Genomic DNA, 1731 nt, shown 5'->3' on the forward strand with positions numbered 1-1731 from the left:
GTCCTATTATCCTGCTAGTTTAGGCGTTCTACTTTTGTACACTCGTCTACTACCGCACGGCTTCGCCGTTTGCTGGCCCATCCGTTTAGAGAAGGTTCCTAAAACAAGGAACCTTCCCCAAACAGAAGGGAATTAACGAAAACTTTTTATGAGTTTCCCCATTGCTGATGAATGAGAAGCATACAACGGCATTGTCCCATCCTTTGCACCAACCGACTGACGTGTCTTCTGATGCAATAGCGACGATAAACGAACCGTTTGTTTCAGCTTGCGTTGTTGTCTCGTACTCCTATTTTGTTGGTGAAGATAGGCGTCACGTAACGTGTGATTTAAGATGCCTTGTTTTACCTTTACCATGGCTTCACAGCCTTCTTCGCTCCAATGCATCCCACGCTTTTTCATCCGAAAAGAAATATGCCGCTGATTCGACTCCATTGCGCCTAAACCTCTTGCGTCCTGCGGAACCTGTTCTACTTTTTCACGCCAATCGAAAATTCGATCCCAATTCCGTAATACGTATGTTCTAAAGGTAGTCAGTTTTTCCACTGCTGGTGTCTCGTCTAGTGTGCTTTCATAAGTATCCAACCAGATGGTTAACTCATTTAAATCATGTGTTTTTAAAGCTTGATTGACCTTCTGTTTAAAGAGGCTAGTCTGTGAACCAAACGCGCGATTTAAGCCTTGGAAGATGTGATAAGAGTCTAACTGATTGACTACAGGATAGTTCGACTGAGAAAAGGCTTCTTGAAATTTGTCTGCGGTATAGCCTTGTCCACCGTCACTATTGGTAATGACTTGAGCTTGTTGTACCGCATAATGACGCGCAGTAAAGGCTTGAACTTCTGCCCAAAAACCAGCCGTTTTTTTAGTCGTCATGATCGCTTTAGGCTCCTTTAAGGAGACTCTCTTTCCATTTTTCTCCCAGCCTTCGTAAAGTAGCGCATGACGAACTTCTAAGCTTTTTCTCTTTTCCGTCCCACGAACAAAAATGCCATCAGCCTCGGCGTAAAAATAGTCCACTTTTTTACCTTCTGGCAACTCGACGGCTTCGTCTAGTTCTACTACCATTTCTTCATCTTCACGTGCTTGTGCTCCTCCAACTCGTTTAAGAAGACTGCCGACTGTTTGGTGACTAATAGTGACTGCCGTCCATTCTTTCAATAATTCAGCGGTGTCCCGGTAGGTACACTTACTAGCTAGTTCTGCTACTTTCACTTCTACGAGTGGACTATGGCGTTGGTAGTTTCGAATGCCTAACCAGTCATCTAGCGGATAATGATTTTGACTCTCTTGATCGACCATTAAGGTACGGCGATAACGAACAGGACCAAAAATAAACTGAACGGTTTTCCAATCGTCTCGTTTCACTTTCCAGCCTTCGCCTTGTTTTTGTTCTTTGATCACTTGATTCATATGTGTGAAGATATCTCCTACTAATTCAGTGAATACTTCATACATATAGAGTTGTATAGACTCCTCTGTAGCGATTAAATCGCTCGATTCCTTTATTATTTCATATAATTTTGTTATAATTCTATCCATAAGAAGGCCTCTTTCATCTATGTATTTGCCGCTCAGCATACATTTATGATAGAACGCCTTCTTTCTTTTTGCTAGTAAAAAATAAAATCATCTCGAGAACTATTTTACACATACGCCTTTGTTTGTAGTATGAAATAAGTACAACTTTTTTATTGGATGAAAAATTCTTTGTCAACAACGATTTAAAAT

At 41.2% G+C, this 1731-nt stretch carries 1 protein-coding gene; it reads right to left on the reverse strand.

The features are described 5' to 3' along the window. Positions 1-132: 132 nt before the first annotated feature. On the reverse strand, positions 133-1542 hold the full coding sequence (locus J7E16_RS10820; protein ID WP_214891642.1) for an ISLre2 family transposase: 1410 nt from the start codon (positions 1540-1542) through the stop codon (positions 133-135). Positions 1543-1731 lie beyond the last annotated feature (189 nt).

The sequence above is a fragment of the Carnobacterium sp. ISL-102 genome (assembly GCF_018612935.1).
Taxonomy (GTDB): Bacteria; Bacillota; Bacilli; order Lactobacillales; family Carnobacteriaceae; genus Carnobacterium_B; species Carnobacterium_B alterfunditum.

Bases quoted from the DNA above. Each gene is read 5' to 3' on its own strand.
- J7E16_RS10820 (WP_214891642.1), bottom strand. From the start codon at position 1,542: ATGGATAGAATTATAACAAAATTATATGAAATAATAAAGGAATCGAGC.